The 16133-nt window shown below is 34.8% G+C and carries 14 protein-coding genes and 1 other annotated feature; all 14 genes read right to left on the reverse strand.

From position 1 onward, the window contains the following. Positions 1-182: 182 nt before the first annotated feature. Positions 183-542, reverse strand: coding sequence for a 50S ribosomal protein L20 (gene rplT / locus D1606_RS16010; protein WP_119417019.1), 360 nt, complete (start codon positions 540-542; stop codon positions 183-185). Between the two features lie 51 nt (positions 543-593). Then, a complete protein-coding gene (gene rpmI / locus D1606_RS16015; RefSeq protein WP_119417020.1) occupies positions 594-794 on the reverse strand; it encodes a 50S ribosomal protein L35 in 201 nt (66 codons plus the stop codon). A 33-nt stretch (positions 795-827) separates the two neighbouring features. Further along, on the reverse strand, positions 828-1334 hold the full coding sequence (gene infC, locus D1606_RS16020) for a translation initiation factor IF-3 (RefSeq protein WP_119417021.1): 507 nt from the start codon (positions 1332-1334) through the stop codon (positions 828-830). 409 nt (positions 1335-1743) lie between these two features. Beyond that, on the reverse strand, positions 1744-3681 hold the full coding sequence (gene thrS / locus D1606_RS16025; protein ID WP_119417022.1) for a threonine--tRNA ligase: 1938 nt from the start codon (positions 3679-3681) through the stop codon (positions 1744-1746). Positions 3682-3862: 181 nt separating this feature from the next. Further along, positions 3863-4103, reverse strand: a binding site (T-box leader). 75 nt (positions 4104-4178) lie between these two features. Further along, positions 4179-5123, reverse strand: a complete 945-nt coding sequence (gene dnaI, locus D1606_RS16030; RefSeq protein ID WP_119417023.1) for a primosomal protein DnaI — start codon at positions 5121-5123, stop codon at positions 4179-4181. A gap of 1 nt (position 5124) precedes the next feature. Then, the gene (locus tag D1606_RS16035; RefSeq protein ID WP_233548146.1) at positions 5125-6942 is read right to left on the reverse strand and encodes a DnaD domain protein; all 1818 of its coding nucleotides are present in this window, start codon (positions 6940-6942) and stop codon (positions 5125-5127) included. Positions 6943-6966: 24 nt separating this feature from the next. After that, complete coding sequence (nrdR, locus tag D1606_RS16040; protein WP_119417025.1) at positions 6967-7446, reverse strand: transcriptional regulator NrdR; 480 nt, start codon at positions 7444-7446, stop codon at positions 6967-6969. A 206-nt stretch (positions 7447-7652) separates the two neighbouring features. Next, positions 7653-8678 (reverse strand): glyceraldehyde-3-phosphate dehydrogenase, encoded by a 1026-nt coding sequence (locus tag D1606_RS16045; protein WP_119417026.1) that lies wholly within the window; start codon positions 8676-8678, stop codon positions 7653-7655. Between the two features lie 133 nt (positions 8679-8811). Next, entirely contained in the window at positions 8812-9408 is a 597-nt protein-coding gene (gene coaE / locus D1606_RS16050) for a dephospho-CoA kinase (protein WP_119417027.1), read from the reverse strand. Between the two features lie 14 nt (positions 9409-9422). Beyond that, complete coding sequence (gene mutM / locus D1606_RS16055) at positions 9423-10295, reverse strand: bifunctional DNA-formamidopyrimidine glycosylase/DNA-(apurinic or apyrimidinic site) lyase (protein WP_119417028.1); 873 nt, start codon at positions 10293-10295, stop codon at positions 9423-9425. A gap of 12 nt (positions 10296-10307) precedes the next feature. Further along, positions 10308-12935, reverse strand: a complete 2628-nt coding sequence (polA, locus tag D1606_RS16060) for a DNA polymerase I (protein WP_119417029.1) — start codon at positions 12933-12935, stop codon at positions 10308-10310. A gap of 269 nt (positions 12936-13204) precedes the next feature. Further along, positions 13205-14746 (reverse strand): two-component system histidine kinase PnpS, encoded by a 1542-nt coding sequence (gene pnpS, locus D1606_RS16065; RefSeq protein WP_119417032.1) that lies wholly within the window; start codon positions 14744-14746, stop codon positions 13205-13207. After that, on the reverse strand, positions 14746-15465 hold the full coding sequence (locus D1606_RS16070) for a response regulator transcription factor (protein ID WP_119417030.1): 720 nt from the start codon (positions 15463-15465) through the stop codon (positions 14746-14748). The genes pnpS and D1606_RS16070 overlap by 1 nt, the downstream gene beginning before the upstream one ends. Positions 15466-15554: 89 nt before the next feature. After that, positions 15555-16001 (reverse strand): MaoC/PaaZ C-terminal domain-containing protein, encoded by a 447-nt coding sequence (locus D1606_RS16075; RefSeq protein ID WP_119417031.1) that lies wholly within the window; start codon positions 15999-16001, stop codon positions 15555-15557. Between the last annotated feature and the right edge of the window lie 132 nt (positions 16002-16133).

A 16133-nucleotide genomic window follows, 5' to 3' on the forward strand; every position in this document is an offset into this window, starting at 1 on the left:
GGATTATTTTCCGATTAACCAGTTAACGATTTAAATCTTCATATCTACTTTTATAGGGCATAATTGCACGAAAAAAAGCCTATGAATATTAAATATTCATAGGCTTTAATTAAGCATAACAAATATATAAGGAATAGTGTCTCTAATCATACGATAGAAACATTACGTTATCTATTGTTATACTATTTTGCGATTGCTTTTTTAGCAGCGTCTGCTAATTGAGCGAATGCAGCTGCATCATTTACAGCAAGATCAGCTAACATTTTACGGTTAACTTCGATTTCAGCAAGTTTTAAACCGTGCATTAAACGGCTGTAAGAAAGACCGTTGATGCGAGCAGCTGCGTTGATACGAGTGATCCATAATTTACGGAAATCACGTTTCTTTTGACGACGGTCACGATATGCATATTGACCTGATTTCATAACTGCTTGGTTAGCAACTTTATATAATGTATGTTTAGAACCAAAGTAACCTTTAGCTAATTTTAAAACTTTTTTACGACGTGCGCGTGTTACAGTACCGCCTTTTACGCGTGGCATACTAATTACCTCCTGCTATTCAATTACATGAATATTAATGTATTTTCGGAATTATTTAATGTTCGCAAGTAAAGATTTAATGCGTTTGAAGTCACCTGAAGATACGATATTTGCTTTACGTAAGTGACGTTTTGCTTTAGTAGATTTGTTTGCGAATAAGTGGCTACCGTAAGCACGGTCATATTTTAATTTACCAGTACCCGTTTTTTTGAAACGTTTAGCTGCGCCACGGTGAGTTTTCATTTTTGGCATTTCGAATTCCTCCTAAACTGTTCGACTAAAAACTTATTTTTTTTCGTTCTTAGGTTGTAATACTAAGAACATGCTTCTGCCTTCCATTTTCGGTTTTTGTTCAACCGTTGCAACTTCAGCACAAGCTTCCGCAAAGCGATCTAACACTTTTTGACCAATCTCTTTATGAGTAATAGCACGGCCTTTAAAACGAATAGATGCTTTTACTTTGTCTCCTTTTTCAAGGAATTTGATCCCGTTACGCAATTTTGTTTGGAAATCGTGTTCATCGATAGTAGGACTTAGTCTTACTTCTTTCATCACGATAACTTTTTGGTTTTTGCGTACTTCGCGATCTTTCTTTTGTTGCTCGAATTTAAATTTACCATAGTCCATGATACGAGCGACTGGTGGCTTGGCTTGAGGAGCCACAAGGACAAGATCCAAATTTGCACGTTCTGCAATTGATAAGGCTTCGTTTCGTGATTTAACTCCAAGCTGATCACCATTATGATCGATTAGACGAAGTTCACGAGCGCGAATACCTTCGTTTACATACATGTCTTTGCTAATAACAATCCACCTCCAAGTAGTGTCGCGAATACATGGTTTGGGCTAGTTGCCCGAAGATCGGTACGGGTATTTCGATGTCCACTAAAAAAGGGCGGACATAGTCGAAATGTCCGCCCGCAAGATATATGTACACGCCGAAATGCGTGATCCGTTCTATCATGTAACCTGTCAACACTAATTTCTTAGATCAATCAGGTGAGAAGCGGGCAGCCTCTACTTCAACCACAAACTTTGTATTCATTAACCTTTTATACTTTATCATGTAAGAAATAATTTGTCAACATTTTTTATAAAATATATATTGTAATCATAAGATAATACAATGCAATACGAAAAAAAGAACACATCCTCAAATTAAGGATGTGCTCTTTCTTCAATATATAAACTAATAACAAATTTATCCTTTATGAGCTACGTCAGCTTGAATAGCTTTTAAGAATTCGTCAAATGAAACAGTTTCAGAATCTTTAGAGCCGTAGCGACGAACATTTACGCTACCACTTTCTAATTCTTTATCACCTAAAACAAGCATATAAGGGATTTTTTTCATTTGAGCTTCGCGAATTTTGTAGCCAAGTTTTTCATCACGATAATCCATTTCTACACGGAAACCTGCAGCTTGAAGTTTTTCTTGTACACCTTTAGCGTAATCGAAGTGAACATCGTTAGATACAGGGATTACTTGTACTTGAACTGGTGCTAACCATGTTGGGAAAGCGCCTTTGTATTCTTCGATTAAGAAAGCAACAAAGCGTTCCATAGTTGATACTACACCGCGGTGGATAACAACTGGGCGATGTTGTTTACCATCTTCACCTACATAACCTAAATCGAAACGTTCTGGTAATAAGAAGTCAAGTTGTACTGTAGATAAAGTTTCTTGTTTACCAATAGCTGTTTTTACTTGAACATCTAGTTTTGGACCGTAGAATGCAGCTTCACCTTCAGCTTCATAGTAGTCTAAACCAAGATCATCCATAGCTTCTTTCAACATACTTTGTGCTTTTTCCCACATTGCATCGTCGTCAAAGTATTTTTCAGTATCTTCAGGATCGCGATAAGAAAGTCTGAATTCGTAGTCGTTTAAGTCAAAATCTTTATAAACAGATAGGATTAGTTCAACTACTTTTTTGAATTCTTCTTTGATTTGATCTGGACGTACGAATAAGTGAGCATCATTTAAAGTCATGCCGCGTACACGTTGTAGTCCAGATACTGCACCACTCATTTCATAACGGTGCATTGTACCAAGTTCTGCCACGCGGAATGGAAGATCACGATATGAACGCATTGCTGATTTATATACCATCATATGGTGTGGGCAGTTCATAGGGCGAAGAACTAAAGTTTCGTTATCCATTTCCATTGGTGGGAACATATCATCTTGGTAGTGATCCCAGTGACCTGAAGTTACATAAAGTTCTTTAGAACCTAGTACTGGAGTATACACATGTTTGTAACCAAGAGATACTTCTTTATCCACAATATAACGTTCAATTGTACGACGAATAGTAGCACCATTTGGTAACCATAATGGTAAACCTTGTCCTACTAATTTGCTTGTTGTAAATAATTCAAGTTCTTTACCAATTTTACGATGATCGCGTTCTTTTGCTTCTTCAAGCATTTGAAGATGTGCTTTTAATTCATCTTTTGTAAAGAATGCTGTACCGTAAATACGTTGAAGCATTTTGTTATCAGAGTTCCCTCTCCAGTATGCACCAGCGATTGATAATAATTTAAACTCTTTAATTTTACCTGTTGAAGGTACGTGTACTCCACGGCAAAGGTCGAAGAAATCACCTTGTTCGTAAATAGACACTTGTTCATCTTCTGGAATTGCTTCAAGAAGTTCTAATTTGTATTCGTCATCAATTTCTTCAAAGCGTTTTTTCGCTTCTGCACGAGAAACATCGTGACGGACAATTTCAATATTTTCAGCAATGATTTTTTTCATTTCCTTTTCGATACGTGGGAAATCATCTGAAGTAATTGGTTCAGGTGAATCGATATCGTAATAGAAACCATCGTCAATAACTGGACCTACACCAAGTTTTACTCCTGGGAATAAGCGTTTTACAGCTTGAGCTAAAAGATGAGCTGTAGAATGACGCATTACTTCAAGTGCTTCTTTATCAGCAGGTGTGATGATAGAAATTGAACCATCTTCTTCAAGAGGTGTTTTTGTATCAACTAATACATCGTTAAATTTACCGACGATTGCTTTTTTACGTAACCCTGGACTGATTGATAATGCTACAGCATCAGTAGTAATTCCTTTTTCAAATTCTTTCACTGAGCCATCTGGGAATGTTAATTTGATCATGTCTGCCATAATAATCTCTCCTTTTTTATATTCTAGAGCTCTGGGCCACAAATAAGTGCGGAAGGCGATCGTTTAGCTACTACAAGCACTGGAACCTTCAAATTGAAAGCGTCTTTTTGCTTTTAACCGAGAAGGTGAATGACTCGTTTAGCTGTGAAAACATCGATTCTACACAAAAAAATCCCGTCCACAAAGGGACGAGATTTATACTCGTGGTTCCACCCTTCTTCCTTCTAAACAAAGATTACGAAACATCTTTGCATAGATGAAGCTCTAGTTCGGCTAACGGGCCGCAACCGTCGACAATTACTTTTACTTCACTGTCGCTGCTCCAAGGCGGTAAATTTTATGTCGTTACTAAGAAGCTTTCAGCCGTGGCTTCCCTCTCTTTGAGTCGTGCAGAAAATTGTTGTCCTTATCAAAGCATTTCATATTTAGATTATGGTTGAAATTATATACTGAAATGCTTTTAAAATCAAGCGACAATTCAAGTCATTTCATCAAAACTAATTGTGATATAATCTTCTATTTTCGCCAACCATTTCGAAATCCGTCGTTAAAGCTCTAACACGTTCCATTATCCTTGCTGCTTTCATCACATCTACTTCGCCTTTTTGAGTTGTAGCAAAGTGTTCTTCTAACTGTTCATAATTGTAATTAGATGTGATAAAAACTGGCAAGCCTTCATTCATGCGAAATTGTAAAATTGTTCCTATAATTTCATCTCTTGTCCAAGGAGATAGATTTTCTGCTCCTAAATCATCCAACATTAGAACAGGTGCATTTTTTACAAATTCAACTTTTTCTTGTAACGATTGATCTTGAATCGAACTTTTTAACTCACTTAAAAAATCAGGAACATAAACCATTACTGTCTTGATCTCCATCGAAGCAAGTTCGTTTGCAATCGCACCAAGGACAAATGATTTACCAACACCAAAATTGCCATATATATAATAGCCTGTTCTAGGTAAATTACCAGTATTTTTAACCTTTTGAATAAACATCTCAGCAAATGTACGGATTGCTTTTTTAGATTCATTGCTCGTATCTAAGTCACTGATTTTGGCCTTTAATACATCCTTTGGCATATGCATACTAGAAATCATAGATGCTGCTTTACGACGCGCATCTTCCATTCTTTTTGTCTGACAAGGTGTATATTCTACATCGATTTTCCCTCTAATGATTGTTAGTTTTGGAACAAAACCGTTTATTGCATTTTTACAAGTAGCGACAGATTCACATTGGCTACAATCATGTTGTTGATTGACATATTCATAAAGTTTTCCTAAACCTCTTTCGACCATTTGACGATTTGCGACTTGGTCGTTTTCAGCAAGAAATTTTTGCACACCTTTATCTTCGAGGATTTCTTTTTGCATTTCATCAAAACGAGCTTGAAATTGTGAATCCATGATTTTCGTTAATCTGTTGTTGATTGGTTCCATTCTATGAATCCACCTCTCCTTCATTCATACCTAACTTCTTCATAATTTCCTGACGTTTCTTTTCATAATCTGTTTGCTTATGATCTATTTGTTTTACTTCTTTTTTCTTTTGCTGCTTTAACTTATTTTCATAATACCAATCAGGAACATTTTGTGATTTAGCAGTTTGTTTCCCCTTAGGCATATATTGTTTACGGTTTTTCTGTATTTGATAATCCTTCGCAAAATTAAGCGCTTGTTCCGCTTTTTGAATATTATTTTTTTGCCAATTGGCTGCTATTGCCTGTATGAATGCACTATTTATATTCGCATTACTTAAATAATAAGCATAATGTATAAGAACATTTACAACAGGAACAGGCATATCATATTTCTTTATAAATTCATTTACTACTTTAACATCTCTTTCAAACGGTGCCTTTCCTTTGACGAGCATCGATAACAATTCTAGAGATTCTGCATTATTTAGTATTTCTAGTAACTCTTTTTTCAACTCTTCCGCATTGGCAAAATCAGAATCTACAAACTGTGGAAGTTGATAAAAAGTACCTGCCCCTGCTTTCAATATCTTGTATTCTTTCGAGTAATCCTTGGTTTCTATAGAAGCATCTTCTTGTTTAGAATCTATTCCCTTTTGTTCTTCAAAATCTCTTGCCAATTTCATGGCTTCTCTTGCTGATTTAACACCAGTATTACGCCAATGTGACGCAATAGTTTCTATATATTTCCGATTCAATTTACCGTGATTTCGCAAAAAGACATAGTGAATAAGTACGTTGACTACAGGCGTTGGCATACCATATTGCATCACCAAATCTTCGACTAACTGGCGATCACTTGGAAATGGTTCCTTGCCTCCTGCTACAGCTGTTAATACATCAATAGGAGAAGAAGTTTCAAACCATTTTATCAGCTCTTGTTCCATCGGGTTTATATCGTTATCATCCACTGGAGTTTGCGTGAATAATTCTTGCTTTTGTTTTACATTTTCCATAACAGATTGCATTGTTGGCGGTTCTTTCGATACTGTCAATTTATAATAATCAGCAGCTTCTTTCTTTAAGCGTAAATCACTTAATCCCATTTCATCATCAAGTGCTAAAAGAATGATCTTTTGCATATCAAATGGTGTTAAATGATAAAGAAACGCTAATTTCGCAATCGTTGCTTTCGCTTCAGCCGTTAAAACAGATGAAGGTACAAGCTGTTCAGAAAGAGTAGATCTTAAAAGATGAAAATCAAATTCTTCATAGTTGAACGGTAATTCTTTTGGCTTTTCTTGTATTCCAGTAAGGTGGATTTCATCAGACGGTATATTATGCTGAACAGGTCTATAAACATCTGTAAATGTTCTAGATACTTCCTGATAGCCATAACTAGACAGCCCTTTTGAAACAAAGCGTTGACGCAAATTTCTATATGCTGATTCACCAATCTTACTATATAAGAACATAGATAAAAGTGGATCATCAAAAAAAGTAGCTGCATCGAGTGGCGGCATTACATCATAGAGAAAAGAACGCATTTCTTGTTGGTCTTTGCGCCATGTTCGAAGTAAACCAATCGCTTCGAGCGCAATGCGTGATTCGAAGATTTTACCTATTGGCATGTTCAATGCGTTCATCAAATGATAATGTGACATCGTACTATCTTCAGAATTTTCGCCCTCTGCCCATAATAAAAAATATAAACTGATGGGTTCTGCTCCAATAAGCGGTTGATACAAAAGCGTGATTAACTTTCGATCATAACTTGATAGAGGAAATGGAACACGAATGGATAGTCGATCAACAGGTTGCAATTCTTTATATAAATTCACCAACGGTTCCCTCCAAAACTTCTATTATTGATCATTTTCTCGTTCTTTAGATTGTTTTTCGATTAATTCTCTAAGCTCATCGATAAAGACATTGATATCCTTAAATTGACGATAAACAGAGGCAAAGCGAACATAAGACACCTCATCTATTTTAGAAAGGCGATCCATCACCATTTCACCAACATCTTCTGTTTTCACTTCAGCATTCCCAATACGACGTAAATCTTGCTCTATATTAAACACTAAATCCTCTAAAATATCTAATGATACTGGACGCTTTTCACAAGCTCGAATAAGGCCACGAAGTACTTTTTCATGGCTAAACTCTTCACGTGATCCATCTTTTTTGATCACAATAAGAGGCATTTCTTCTACTTTTTCGAAAGTTGTAAAACGAAACCCACATGATTCACATTCCCGACGTCTACGAATTGCTTTGTTATCATCGACTGGTCGACTATCAATGACTTTTGTTCCATTAAATTGACAAGTTGGACATTTCATAATTTTTCTCTCCTGATTTCGAAAACATATTAGTTTATCTATTATATCAAAAAATAATGGTATAAATCGAAAAAAAGAGTAGAAAATCCTCTTTACATAAAAAATAACTCGAAATCCGTCATATTTATCAAAAAAGGCTGTTTCAAAAATCCAGTTTCCACTGAATTTTTGAACAGCCCATTCGTTTTAGTATTATTTAAAAATTTTTAAACGTTAACTTCTTGTTGTTTTAATTCAGAAACAACTTTTTTTGTTAAGTCTACAACACGTGCAGAGTAACCCCATTCGTTATCGTACCAAGCAATAACTTTTACTTTATTGCCACCAATAGTCATTGTTGTAAGACCATCAATAGTTGCTGAAGCTGGATTTGTATAGTAATCACGAGAAACAAGTGGTTCCATCGTGAAATCTAAAATACCTTTTAAAGGACCTTCAGCAGCATTTTTAAATGCTTCGTTTACTTCTTCAATAGTTACATCACGTTGCAGGTCTACTACTAAATCGACTAATGATACATCAGGTGTAGGAACACGTAATGCCATACCATGTAATTTACCTTGTAATTCAGGTAACACAAGTGTTAACGCTTTAGCTGCACCTGTAGAAGTAGGAATGATCGATTCAGCACATGCACGAGCACGACGTAAGTCTTTATGTGGATTATCAATATTTTTTTGGTCATTTGTATATGAATGAACAGTTGTCATTAAACCATTGATGATACCAAATGTATCATTTAAAACCTTTGCAACTGGTGCAAGGCAGTTTGTTGTACAACTTGCATTTGAAATAACATCATGTTTAGAAAGATCTAATTTTTCATCATTAACGCCCATTACAATAGTGACATCTTCATTTTTTCCTGGTGCTGTTAAAATTACTTTTTTTGCACCTGCTTCAAGATGTAATGCTGCTTTACTACGTTCATTGAACTTACCAGTTGCTTCAATAACAACATCTACGTCCATTTCTTTCCAAGGTAAGTTTTGAGGGTTACGTTCATTTACAAGTTGTACACGCTTACCATTTACGATTAGCGCATCCTCTTCTGCTTTTACTTCACCATCAAATTTACCATGAGATGTATCATATTTAACCAAATGAGCTAATGTCTCAGCTGGATAACTTGCATTTACCGCAACAATATTTAAATCATCTTGTAGAATCGCTTGACGGAATACCATACGTCCAATACGGCCAAATCCGTTAATAGCAATCGAAACTGTCATGAATAATATCCTCCCTATTCACTACGTTATACTTAATTTGTATTATTCACAAATAGTATAGCACATTTATTAGAAAGTAAAACATAATTTAATCTATATTTTAAAATTTATATTTTCAGAAATTTATATCTTTTTAACAGTTGCAGTCCCATAAATCCAGTATTTTCAACAGTTGAGCACGGGTATTTTCTAAGTTTCCATTATTATAAATGACCGCATCAGCACCCTTTTCTTTTACAGAAAGAGGTAATTGAGAAGCTATTCTAGCTTTTGCTTCCTCCTCTAATAAGTGATTTCTTTCCATCAATCTTGCTAGTTGGGTTTCCTCAGAAACAGAAACGACTAAAATTTTCTCCACAAAATGTTGTAATCGACTTTCAAAAAGTAATGGAATATCCATTATTATATGTTTTTCCCCTTTTTCAATCCATTCATCCCTTTGACGCAACATTTCTTGACGAATAGCTGGATGCATAATATCATTTAATTCTTTTCTTTTTGATGGATTATGGAAAATTATATCTCCTAATTTTGCACGATTTAAACTGCCGTTATCTAGTAATATATCTTTTCCAAATACATCTACAATTTTATCTAATGTCTCTGTACCTGGTTCTACTACAACTCTCGCAACAATGTCGGCATCGACAATTGGAAAACCTAATTCTTGTAACATTTTTGCTACTGTACTTTTACCACTTGCAATACTTCCTGTTAAACCAATAATCATTTCTTCACTCACCCTTAATGTTGACAATTTGGACAGTACACTGAATTACGTCCTGAAATTACCAATTGTTTTGTATTAGTATGACATATTGGACACGTTTTCTTTCCATACATCTTCAATCGATCCTGCATGCCACCTGCTTCACCATTGATGTTTCGATAATCAGAAATACTAGACCCACCAGCATCAATACTTTCTTGTAAAATGTCCACAATTGTATAAAATAAGTCTTTCTTTCTTTTTTCACTGATTCTTGAAACTTTTCGTGCAGGATGAATTTTCATACGAAATAAAGATTCAGTTGCATAAATGTTGCCGCAGCCTGCAATTACATGCCCATCCATAATCACTTCTTTCACTGCCTTGTTCGCATATTTTGGTAATTTTGCTTTTGCTAAAAAATAAGGCAATGCTTCTTTTGAAAAAGGCTCTGGTGCTATTTCTAATAGAGGTGGATACTCCTCAATTGAATGGAGTAGACGCAGTTCGCCAAATCGTCGTATGTCAGCATATACAAGAAATTCTTTCTCTCCAAAAGTAAACACGATATGTATGTGCTTTTGAAATTTTGCTTCAGTTATTTCTTCTAATGAACGTACGTGAAACCACGCACCTGTCATCCCTAAATGATTCACTAGTACATAGTTTATATTGTCTTTCTCTAAGAAGAAATAGATGTACTTAGAACGTCGTTTAACTTCTTTAATAGTCATATTTTTTATTGCGTCTGAAAAAATTTCATGGTCCATCCCCTTGATAATACATGCTTTTCCTTCTTTTATAGAGGTACAAATTGTATTTGAAACCTGAACGCGACGGATTATTTTCCCCGTCACGACAGGTTGAAGTGCACGCACAACTCCCTCAACTTCAGGTAATTCTGGCATGCGATCACTCCTTTATTTTGTTTCATACCATGTTGGACCTGATGCATAATCAGCTTTTAATGGTACTTGTAATTTAAATGCATTTGCCATAACTTCTGGTACTAATTTTTCAAGTACAGGAATTTCTTCCTCGGGTGCTTCGAAGATCAATTCATCATGTACTTGTAATAACATTTTCGCTTGAAGTTTTTGCTCTTTTAAAGCTTTAGCCATATCAATCATTGCTTTTTTAATAATATCTGCTGCACTTCCTTGAATCGGTGTATTCATAGCAGTACGTTCTGCAAAACTACGTAAGTTGAAGTTTGAACTATTTAAATCGGGCAAGTAACGTCTGCGGTTTAGTATTGTTGTTACATAGCCTTTTTTCTTTGCCTCTTCTACGATATTTTTCATATAATTTTGGACGCCAGGGAAGCTTTTAAAATAGCGCTCGATAAATTCAGCAGCTTCTTTACGGGTAATATTTAAATTTTGTGATAAACCATAATCACTAATACCATATACTATTCCAAAGTTAACGGCTTTGGCAGTACGTCTCATATTTGATGTAACTTCTTCTTCTCCAACATGAAAAACATCCATTGCTGTTTTCATATGAATATCCATGCCATGGTTAAAAGCATTGATCAAATTTTCATCGTTAGACATATGTGCAAGTACACGTAATTCGATTTGAGAATAATCGGCAGCAAACATTTTCCAACCTTCATGAGAAGGAACAAATGCTTGGCGAATTTTTCGCCCTTCTTCTAGACGAACCGGAATGTTTTGTAAGTTAGGATCTGTTGAACTTAAACGTCCTGTTGACGTTAACGCTTGTTGATAGCGTGTATGGATTTTTTGGTCCTCTTCATGAATGACCTTTAACAACCCTTCAATATAGGTAGATTGTAGTTTGCCAAGTTGACGATATTGTAAAATATGTTGAATAATTTCATGCTCTGGAGCTAGTTTTTCTAACACATCTGCAGCCGTTGAATAACCTGTTTTTGTCTTTTTAATAACAGGTAGACCAAGTTTTTCAAACAAAATAACTCCTAGTTGCTTTGGTGAATTGATATTAAATTTTTCTCCTGCGATTTGATATATATTCTCTTCAATCTCTTTTAGCTTAGCGGTTAGTTCTGCACCCATTTCGATGAGACGATTGCGATCAACTGCAACTCCCTCACTTTCCATTTCACTAAGAATAGTAGCTAATGGCAATTCTAGATTACGGTATAGATCATATTGTTCGTTGGTTTTTAACTGTTCTTCAAGTTTTACTTGAAGATTCCATACAGCTGAGGCTTTTCGACATGTATGTTCTGCTATAACTATTTGTTCAGGGACTGTTTTTTTAGCTCCTTTTCCATAAACAACGTCATTCGATTGAACATCTCTATAACCGAATTCTTTTGCCACAACAGCTACATCATCTGATGACATTGCGGGATTTAAAATATAGGCTGCTAGTAGTAGATCAAACTCTACTCCTTTTAACTTAATACCACTACGCAAAAATGCTGCTTGAGTTGCCTTCGAATCAAATAAATATTTTTTCTTTGAATCATCTTCAAGCCAAGATTTAAGATTTTCTGACGCCAAGACTTTTTCAAACGGAACAAAGTAAGCTATGTCACCATTTGCAATTGCCACACCAAATTTATCGCAAGTATGATAGTGTTCGTCAGCTAATTCTAGATGGATCGCCATCGGACTAGTTAATTGATCAGCAGTAAGATCGTCGATAATTTCAAAATTCAACTCTGCTGTTTCCTTTGCTTCAGATTCGTATTCACTTTTTTCGATTAATGATTTAAACGAAAGTTCTTGCCATAAAGCAAATAGATTTTCCACATCAGGGCCTTCATAGTTTAGATCATCCAGTTTAACTTCAATTGGAGCCTCACGATTAATCGTTGCTAGTTGTTTACTCATTTTCGCTTGTTCTTCGTTGTTTCCAAGCTTTTCTTTCAGTTTTGCTCCACTTACTTCTTCTAGATGCGCATAAACTTCTTCTACAGTAGGAAATTGTTTTAAAAGCTTAATCGCCGTTTTCTCACCTACGCCAGGAACACCAGGAATATTATCAGATGAGTCACCCATTAATCCCTTCATATCAATAATTTGGTGGGGTGTCAGTCCATATTTTTCACTAATATGATCCGGCGTATAATGTTCAATATCTGTCATGCCTTTACGAGTAATATATACAGTTGTATTGTTAGATGCTAATTGTGTTAAGTCTTTATCTCCTGAAACAATAATAACTTCAAGACCTTTTTCATCCGCTTCTTTACTCAATGTGCCAATAATATCATCTGCTTCATACATTTCTAACTCATATTGTTTAATCCGATAAGCATCAAGTAATTTTCTAAGGTACGGGAATTGCTCAGATAATTCTGGAGGTGTTTTTTGACGACCACCTTTGTATTCGGAATATGTTTTATGTCGGAAGGTTGTTTTCCCAGCATCAAATGCAACAAGCATTTTCGTCGGCTTTTCCTCTTCCAAAATTTTTTGTAACATAGTGGTAAATCCATAAATCGCGTTTGTATGAATTCCTTGGTCATTTGTTAACAATGGCAACGCAAAAAACGCTCGATAAGCCAAACTATTACCATCTAATAAAAGTAATTTTTCCTTTGTCATTTTGGCACACTCCTAAATAATTAACTCATTTTTTATCTAATAATAATTTTTCATGAATGATTCGTTCTTATTATTTTACCATGCCTATAATAAGAAAGGAAAAGACGACTATGTAAAATGCGAAAAAACGTTCGCTCATACAAAAAGAGAGCGCATGTAATAATGCAACTCTCTTTTTGTATTATATAATTTGAAGGGGGCTTCATAAATTAGTATAATTACTAAATTTGAAGATAATATAAACTTAATGTTAAGTCATTGTAAATGAATTACTTTTCTATTCTCGGAAAGATCAGACGCATTGTTGTTCCTTTTCCTACGCTGCTTTCAACTTCGATTTTCCCATGATGTGCCTCAACTAAATGTTTAACAATAGCTAAACCTAAACCTGTTCCACCCGAATTTCTACTACGGTCGCGATCTACACGGTAAAAGCGTTCGAATACTCGCGGAAGTTCTTCTTCACTAATACCTATACCCTCATCTGATATTTCGACAATAGCATTTTGAGATTCTTCATATAGATGAACTAGTATCTTTGTGTTTTCAGGTGAATAATTAATGGCATTAATCATTAAATTCATCATGACTTGGACTAAACGGTTATTATCTCCATTTATATAAACCTCTTCATCAATAATTGCTTCAAAATGCATATTCTTTTCGTCTAATTTCTGATTTGTCATTTCTATAGTTCGAATAATGACATCTTTTAAACTTGTTTTTTCCATATTCACTGTAAAACCTGTTTTTTCTATTTTAGATAAATCTAGTAGATCATTTACAAGCATCTGCAAACGATTGCTTTCTTGATACATTATATCTAAGAAATTCAATAAGGTTTCTTGATCTTTATATGCACCGTCTAACAATGTTTCAGAAAAACCTTTAATAGATGTAATAGGTGTTCTTAGCTCATGTGATACGTTTGCTACGAAGTCTTTACGAACTTGTTCAAGCATTTTCAACTCCGTAATATCATGCATTACGATCACTACACCAAGCCAAAGTCCATGTTCTCCAACTACAGGCGCACCGTAAACCTCCATATCAAAATAGCCTTTTTCAACTTGAATATGAATTTGTTTCCTATATGGAATTTCGGTCATAAAAACGTGATCTACAAATTCCTCTAATTCGATAGGTAGCCCCAATTCTCGAAATAGTTGTCTTTTAACGTCTTCATATGTTTGATCAAATAACTCAGTAAAAGTTCGATTGACAATTGTTATTTCGCCTTCTCGCCCAATCATGATTAGTGCACTACCCATATTCTCAATCAACGTTTTTAAACGTTCTTGTTCAATTTCACGAACAATCACAATATCTTGTAAATTACGTGCTAGAACATTGATTGCCTTACTTAAACGCAATGTCGGTGAACCAGTAATTTCATATGCACGTGCACGGTAATTGCCCTTCGCAAGTTCAAATGCTGTCATCATAACATTATCTATAGGCTGCGATAAATTTTTAATAAGACGATACGTCACCATTATTAAAATAATAAAAGCTAATATGAAAATAATTGCAAGCAAAATCCAAAACTGCAATCGTATATCAGATAAATCTTGTAAATTTGTATTATCTTTAATGGAATTAATAATTGCACGTTCTTGAGATTCTGTTAATGAAACATGTTGTTCCTTAATAGCATGCATCACATCATCTTTAGCTTTAATAGAATTTGACCTAACAGTATCTTTTACTAATAGCGGGAAAAGCTGACCCAGAGTAAATCCTAGACCAGCTAAAGTAACAATATATAATGAACTAAAAGTAATCAGTAAACGAAATCTTAAAGATTGTATCAATTTTTTGGCTCCTCGAATTTATAACCTAAACCTCGAATTGTCTTGATAAACTTCGGCTTTCTGCTATTTTCTTCAATTTGATCACGTAAATGGCTAATGTGAACATCTACTATACGTGTATCACCTGCAAAATCATAATGCCATACAGCACTTAATAATTGATCACGAGTTAAAACTCGATTCTTATTTTCCAAAAGATATACAAGCAATTCAAATTCCTTTGGCGTAAATTCCAATAACTTATCATCCATAAATACTTCAAAACGATCTGGATAAACATTTAAACGACCAAAGTGATAAGATTTTTCTTCTGAACTCTCTTCCTCTATTTCTTGAGAGTTTTTGATCACCTTAGAACGTCTTAAAACTGCTTTAACGCGTGCCATTACTTCTCTTGGACTGAATGGCTTTGTCATATAGTCATCGGCACCTAACTCTAGGCCAAGTACTTTGTCAAACTCATCGTCCTTTGCAGTAAGCATTATTATTGGGATATCCAGTTTTTTTATACGTAATTCTTTGCAAACTTCCATACCATCTAATTTTGGTAGCATTAAATCTAACAAAATTAAATCTGGTTTTTCAGAAATTGCTTTCTGCAAACCATCGCGTCCATCATTTGCTATGATCACATCGTATCCAGCTTGTTTTAAATTGTATTGTAATAAAGTCGCAATTGATAATTCATCGTCCACTACAAGTATTTTGTTTGTCATTTATATGCCTCCGCAATTGATTTGAAACCCCCATCTCAAATCTAATTTGCTCTATGATGTTTTTAATCCAATACCCTTTGTTACCAAATTCATTTTGGGTGAATTGGTGGAATAGCTGTTACAGTACCCTCTAACACAATTTCTTCCTTACTATTTAATCCTTCAACTTTCACTTTTATCTGACGATTAATAGTGTCAATATTTTCTACCGTTAATTGAATTTGAACTGTTTCATAATGATATAAAGGAGTAGGAAAGTGAAAGGTTTGAGCACAAATATATGATCCTGCACCTGGTAAATGTTTGGAAATAGCTGAAGTAACTATTCCAGTCAGCATAATAGTCGGTACTACTGGTTTTTCATAAGCGGTTGATGCAGCATAGTCATGTTGTATGTACAAAGGATTATTGTCATTTGTTAAACCTAAATATAATAATAAATCCTTATCCTCTATTCTCTCTGTTAGCTGAATCGACTCCCCTACTGATAATTCTTCAAGCTGTTTGCCCAGCCTTCTTTTTTTATCAAGTAACACAGGATTCCCCCTTTGAAGTATTCAGTAAGTTTATAGTATCAATAATTGTGTGAAAAATCGAGTATGAATATAAAGTTGTCATTTCTATCACTAAAAAAGCCGTGTAGATATCATTTTCCTACACGGCTAGTT

It is taken from the genome of Rummeliibacillus sp. POC4 (assembly GCF_003576525.1).
Classification (GTDB): Bacteria; Bacillota; Bacilli; order Bacillales_A; family Planococcaceae; genus Rummeliibacillus.

Excerpts from the sequence above, each read along its gene's own strand:
- rplT (WP_119417019.1), bottom strand. The coding sequence starts at position 542 with ATGCCACGCGTAAAAGGCGGTACTGTAACACGCGCACGTCGTAAAAAA.
- rpmI (WP_119417020.1), bottom strand. The coding sequence starts at position 794 with ATGCCAAAAATGAAAACTCACCGTGGCGCAGCTAAACGTTTCAAAAAA.
- infC (WP_119417021.1), bottom strand. The coding sequence starts at position 1,334 with ATGTATGTAAACGAAGGTATTCGCGCTCGTGAACTTCGTCTAATCGAT.
- thrS (WP_119417022.1), bottom strand. The coding sequence starts at position 3,681 with ATGGCAGACATGATCAAATTAACATTCCCAGATGGCTCAGTGAAAGAA.
- dnaI (WP_119417023.1), bottom strand. The coding sequence starts at position 5,123 with ATGGAACCAATCAACAACAGATTAACGAAAATCATGGATTCACAATTT.
- nrdR (WP_119417025.1), bottom strand. The coding sequence starts at position 7,446 with ATGAAATGTCCAACTTGTCAATTTAATGGAACAAAAGTCATTGATAGT.
- D1606_RS16045 (WP_119417026.1), bottom strand. The coding sequence starts at position 8,678 with ATGACAGTTTCGATTGCTATTAACGGATTTGGCCGTATTGGACGTATG.
- coaE (WP_119417027.1), bottom strand. The coding sequence starts at position 9,408 with ATGATTATTGGTTTAACAGGAAGTATTGCAAGTGGTAAAAGTACAGTA.
- mutM (WP_119417028.1), bottom strand. The coding sequence starts at position 10,295 with ATGCCAGAATTACCTGAAGTTGAGGGAGTTGTGCGTGCACTTCAACCT.
- polA (WP_119417029.1), bottom strand. The coding sequence starts at position 12,935 with ATGACAAAGGAAAAATTACTTTTATTAGATGGTAATAGTTTGGCTTAT.
- D1606_RS16070 (WP_119417030.1), bottom strand. The coding sequence starts at position 15,465 with ATGACAAACAAAATACTTGTAGTGGACGATGAATTATCAATTGCGACT.